Source organism: Primorskyibacter aestuariivivens (assembly GCF_028023675.1).
Lineage (GTDB): Bacteria > Pseudomonadota > Alphaproteobacteria > Rhodobacterales > Rhodobacteraceae > Marinovum > Marinovum aestuariivivens.
Genome location: NZ_JAQIOZ010000032.1, coordinates 2,501 through 6,810, shown reverse-complemented (window position 1 = coordinate 6,810; position 4,310 = coordinate 2,501). Strand labels below are relative to the sequence as shown.

Annotated in this window: 1 protein-coding gene, 1 tRNA gene and 2 rRNA genes; 1 reads left to right on the top strand and 3 read right to left on the bottom strand. The window is 54.2% G+C overall.

Annotation, left to right across the window (positions count from 1 at the left end; genetic code table 11):
* Positions 1–2 precede the first annotated feature (2 nt).
* Positions 3–79 (bottom strand) — tRNA-Met (locus PGB28_RS21145).
* 127 nt (positions 80–206) lie between these two features.
* Positions 207–321 (bottom strand): 5S ribosomal RNA (gene rrf, locus PGB28_RS21140).
* On the opposite strand from rrf, the gene PGB28_RS21135 reads away from it, so the two are divergent.
* On the top strand, positions 310–447 hold the full coding sequence (locus PGB28_RS21135; protein ID WP_271423489.1) for a hypothetical protein: 138 nt from the start codon (positions 310–312) through the stop codon (positions 445–447). The two genes, rrf and PGB28_RS21135, sit on opposite strands and share 12 nt — an antisense overlap.
* Positions 448–541: 94 nt before the next feature.
* Here PGB28_RS21135 and PGB28_RS21130 read toward each other — a convergent pair.
* A 23S ribosomal RNA gene (locus PGB28_RS21130) occupies positions 542–4,098 on the bottom strand.
* Positions 4,099–4,310 lie beyond the last annotated feature (212 nt).

The window sequence follows — 4,310 nt, the reverse complement described above, 5'->3', positions numbered from 1 at the left end:
TTTGGTTGCGGGAGTAGGATTTGAACCTACGACCTTCAGGTTATGAGCCTGACGAGCTACCGGGCTGCTCCATCCCGCGACACTTTTTGTGTGCTACGGCCTATTCGGCTGTTAGAGCACATTGTTTGGCCTGGCGCGTGGAACGCTGCTTGAGGCCGGGGTCGCATGTTATCGTTTATGAGAGATATGTTATTGATCTTTATTAGGTTTGGCGGTGACCTACTCTCCCACGTCTTAAGACGCAGTACCATCGGCGCGACGGCACTTAACGACCGGGTTCGGGATGGGACCGGGTGTTTTGCTCGTGCTATGACCACCAAACCGAATAAAGATCAATCAGGTTGTTCCGAAGGAACAAGCGGTGTCAGGCAGCGTTTCGCCGGAGGCGATAACGCGTTGCCGCACCGTTGTTTTCCGGGTGCAACCTATCAACTGTTGTCCAAGTGAAGTTTTTTATGGGGTTGTATGCTCTTGGATCCAGTTTTTCTTGCGCTACCGCGTTCGCTATTTGAGCGCGGTATGAGCTTTGCTGTTACTGGATCAAATCAAGCCTATCGGACCATTAGTACCGGTCAACTGAACGCATTACTGCGCTTACATCTCCGGCCTATCGACGTGGTGGTCTACCACGGTCCTCAGGGATACCTTGTTTTGAGGGGGGCTTCCCGCTTAGATGCCTTCAGCGGTTATCCTGTCCGATCATAGCTACCCTGCACTGCTGCTGGCGCAACAACAGGTCCACCAGTGGATCGTTCACCCCGGTCCTCTCGTACTAGGGGCAACTCCTCTCAAGTATCCTACACCCACGGCAGATAGGGACCGAACTGTCTCACGACGTTCTAAACCCAGCTCACGTACCTCTTTAAACGGCGAACAGCCGTACCCTTGGGACCTGCTCCAGCCCCAGGATGAGATGAGCCGACATCGAGGTGCCAAACACTGCCGTCGATATGGACTCTTGGGCAGTATCAGCCTGTTATCCCCGGCGTACCTTTTATCCGTTGAGCGATGGCCCTTCCACTCGGGACCACCGGATCACTATGGCCGTCTTTCGACTCTGCTCGACTTGTCAGTCTTGCAGTCAGGCTGGCTTCTGCCATTGCACTCAACGAGCGATTTCCGACCGCTCTGAGCCAACCTTCGCGCGCCTCCGTTACGCTTTAGGAGGCGACCGCCCCAGTCAAACTACCCGCCACGCAGGGTCCCGGATCCGGATAACGGACCGCGGTTAGACATCAAGCAGAATAAGGGTGGTATCTCAAGGGAGGCTCCACAGGGACTGGCGTCCCTGCTTCAAAGCCCACCACCTATCCTGCACATATTGTGCCTGATGCCAGTGCGAAGCTGTAGTAAAGGTGCACGGGGTCTTTCCGTCTAACCGCGGGAAGCCTGCATCTTGACAGGCAATTCAATTTCGCTGAGTCGATGTTGGAGACAGCGGGGAAGTCGTTACGCCATTCGTGCAGGTCGGAACTTACCCGACAAGGAATTTCGCTACCTTAGGACCGTTATAGTTACGGCCGCCGTTTACCTGGGCTTCAATTCAGAGCTCTCACCCCTCCTTTTAACCTTCAGGCACCGGGCAGGCGTCAGACCCTATACGTCGTCTTGCGACTTCGCAGAGCCCTGTGTTTTTAGTAAACAGTCGCCACCCCCTGGTTTGTGCCCCCAGCCCCTAGTTGCCTAGGAACCGGGCCTCCTTCTCGCGAACTTACGGAGGTATTTTGCCGAGTTCCTTCAACATCGTTCTCTCAAGCGCCTTGGTATGCTCTACCAGTCCACCTGTGTCGGTTTAGGGTACGGTCTGATGGAGGGCTATTTCCAGGGACTTGTTGGCTGCTCACCCAATCCGATAAGGGCAAACAACGTCTCAAATCCGTCACATCCTCCTGGCTCAGGAATATTAACCTGATTCCCATCGCCTACGCCTTTCGGCCTCGGCTTAGGGGCCGGCTTACCCTGCTCAGATTAGCTTTAAGCAGGAACCCTTGGACTTTCGGCGAGAGTGTCTCTCACACTCTTTGTCGCTACTCATGTCATCATTCTCACTAGTGATCTCTCCACCGGATCGCTCACGCGCCGACTTCACAGAAAGAACCAAAATCCTCCAGAACACCCCGAAGGGTGCTAAAGAGGAATGGTCCTATGTCACACTACGCTCTGCTACCATGCCTTACGGCATCCTAAGCTTCGGCTCATGGCTTGAGCCCCGTTACATCTTCGCCGCAGGACAACTTGTTTAGACCAGTGAGCTGTTACGCTATCTTTAAAGGATGGCTGCTTCTAAGCCAACCTCCTGGTTGTTTTGGTCGTCCCACCTGCTTTCCCACTTAGCCATGAATTGGGGGCCTTAGCTGTAGGTCAGGGTTGTTTCCCTCTCCACTACGGACGTTAGCATCCGCAGTGTGTCTGCCATCTAGTACTCCCGGGTATTCGGAGTTTGGTTAGGATCAGTAAGCCTGTGGGGCCCCATTACCCATCCAGTGCTCTACCCCCCGGGGTATTCGGATGACGCTCTACCTAAATAGATTTCGCAGAGAACCAGCTATCTCCGAGTTTGATTGGCCTTTCACCCCTAGGCACAACTCATCCCGATCTTTTTCAACAGATGTGGGTTCGGCCCTCCAGTAAGTGTTACCTTACCTTCAGCCTGGTCATGCCTAGATCACTCGGTTTCGGGTCTGATCCATCTAACTCGACGCCCTATTAAGACTCGCTTTCGCTGCGCCTACACCTAACGGCTTAAGCTTGCTAGATAGACCAAGTCGATGACCCATTATACAAAAGGTACGCCGTCACAAGACTGGACACTGATAACAATCTTATTCGCTCCGCGCCGGCTCAGCGCCGGTACACCGATCCATGCCGGATCGGCACTGGAACCCGCTCAAACCGCAGGTCCTAGTTCGTGGGGATGCTCACCCGGAATTGTACGGTTTCCATGCCGGGGTTGTGGCCGCCGAAGACCCCCGCATGCGAGCGGTGATCATAGCTCAGCCCAAACCGCCATCCACGGCGGTTTTCCCAGCCTACCTCCGCCCCCGATCTGAAGATGATCGGACCGCCAAGGTCGAACCCGCCATTATCCAGGTAAACCCCGGTCATGGCGTGCAATTCCGCAAAGAACGGAGAGCGCTCAAGAACTGAGACGTCGTAGGTCTGCCCTACGCCGAACCAGCTCTCGCCATGCTCACCCAGCGAAAGACCGACCGCATGTCCGAAAGGCCCGTTCTTGTGCCCCAGATCATACCGAAGGTAGATTTCACCGACCGCGCTGGCCCGCCGTTCCAGAACCTGTCCCGCAGAGACCGCGAGCCGTGGCGTCGTCTCCGACCGCCCGAGGCATCCCGTCCCGCTGCCGCAATGGTTGACGCTCATATCGGCCAATCCGGCCACGAACATCAAAATCGCGAAGGTTCCATCAGCCATGTTTAGTGCCCTATCGCCTTGCGGCTACTTGAGGGCGATTGCCGCTCAATTCCGCGTGTTTCGATTAGGCCTCACATGGCATGAGATTGTCATTAGAGTCCAGTCAAGCTCCGACTGATTGTAGGCGTTCGGTTTCAGGTACTGTTTCACTCCCCTCGTCGGGGTGCTTTTCACCTTTCCCTCACGGTACTGGTTCGCTATCGGTCAGTAAGGAGTACTTAGCCTTCGAGGGTGGTCCCCCGATCTTCAGACAGGATTTCACGTGTCCCGCCCTACTTAATACGTCCAATCATGCTTCATATACGGGACTGTCACCCACTATGGTTGGCCTTTCCAGACCATTCTATTCACATTCAAGGCTCGGCTGGTCCCCGTTCGCTCGCCGCTACTAGGGGAGTATCAATTGATTTCCTTTCCTCCGGGTACTTAGATGTTTCAGTTCCCCGGGTTTGCTCTTAAAGACCTATGTATTCAGTCCTTAAGTACCTGGTTAAGACCATTATTGATTACCCAAGGGTAACAATAACAATCTTTCAGGTGGGTTCCCCCATTCAGAAATCCATGGATCAAAGCTTATTCTCAGCTCCCCATGGCTTATCGCAGAGTATCACGTCTTTCATCGCCTCTTACTGCCAAGGCATCCACCAAACGCCCTTCTCGCGCTTGATTTGATCCAGAAAGAGCAAAGCCTCTTTAGTGCCCTACCGCCTTGCGGCGACTTGAGGGCGGACGCTTCACAGACCCTTGCAGCTGGTAACTAGACAAGGGCCATACCTTCTGAACCAAAAGCATACTATCCCGCTCCCATTCAAAGAATGGGAACATGTGCGATCCCGAAGGATCGCGATTTGGTTAGTGTACTTGACTTGGACAACTCTGTT

What these genes read in the sequence shown, in the direction of transcription:
- PGB28_RS21135 (WP_271423489.1), top strand. Translation starts at nt 310, where the DNA reads ATGACCACCAAACCGAATAAAGATCAATCAGGTTGTTCCGAAGGAACA.